Source organism: Staphylococcus borealis, assembly GCF_001224225.1.
GTDB lineage: Bacteria > Bacillota > Bacilli > Staphylococcales > Staphylococcaceae > Staphylococcus > Staphylococcus borealis.
The window spans coordinates 1-982 of record NZ_CUEE01000027.1 but is presented as its reverse complement, the minus strand read 5'-3'; the positions used below and the strand labels follow the sequence as shown (position 1 = coordinate 982).

Below are 982 nucleotides of genomic sequence, written 5' to 3'. Positions count from 1 at the left end.
CCATGCCACGAAATTAGCATCATGCTAGCAAGTTAAACGAACACTGACATGATATATTAGTGATTAGCTATATTTTTTACTTTGCAACAGAACCATGGCAAATGTAGCCCAACCTAAACAATATATCAGTCGTGAGAAAACGCCCAAATGGCTACATGAACGAAATCAAAGTAATACAACTAGAAAGATGACTGAAGAAGAAAAAGCACTATTTAAAGAACAACAACAAGCATTTAGACAACAATTAGAACTAGATTGGGAAGATTAGAAAGTTTACAAAAGATAACATGAAAGATATACTGAAGTTAACAAACAGACAGATACATCATTAGATGTGAAAACCCCAGCATGCCGACCAAAGCATATGCTGGGGTTTCTTTTTTATCGTTTATGTTCTTTGTTCAATAAGTAAAGAACACGACCAACAATAATTGGACATACGATATACTTCATAACAAACAGAACGACAATCATTAGATGTGGCACCTCCTTTCTGCACAGGAAGTGCCTTACAAGTATAATATAATAACGTGATATTTGACGAATACATGAGCCTTCAAAAAAGTATTCAAAGTATTCAAAGTGTACAAAGTATCGAATGTATACTTTGCACACTTTGAATACTTTGTATACACATGTAACTTACATAAAAATACAAAATATGGATCAATGAAAATGACTGAAAACGCATCAGATCAATGATGTATAAAACCTGCATAAACGATAATCATAAGCAAAAGGCTTAAACGCTGTTAAATCAACGTTTAAGCCTTTTGCTTTAGTTAACATAATTATGAATTATAGGTAGTTAGTTTGTATATGATATTCACTTTATCTATATATTAAAGATAATTTTCCTCGATGTATCTTGCAACTGCATTAGCTAAAATATTAGAAGATGATAAAAGCATAAAATGTATTGCATCATTTAACGATATTATGTCTCCTACATATATATTATTCATGTTATCTTCAACAATAT

At 31.1% G+C, this 982-nt stretch carries 1 protein-coding gene; it reads left to right on the top strand.

Translation table 11 applies throughout. The annotated features are described in order from the left end of the window. Positions 1-94: 94 nt before the first annotated feature. The gene (locus tag AK212_RS13540; protein ID WP_231119833.1) at positions 95-268 is read left to right on the top strand and encodes a hypothetical protein; all 174 of its coding nucleotides are present in this window, start codon (positions 95-97) and stop codon (positions 266-268) included. The last annotated feature ends 714 nt before the right edge of the window (positions 269-982 follow it).

Excerpts from the sequence above, each read along its gene's own strand:
- AK212_RS13540 (WP_231119833.1), top strand. The coding sequence starts at position 95 with ATGGCAAATGTAGCCCAACCTAAACAATATATCAGTCGTGAGAAAACG.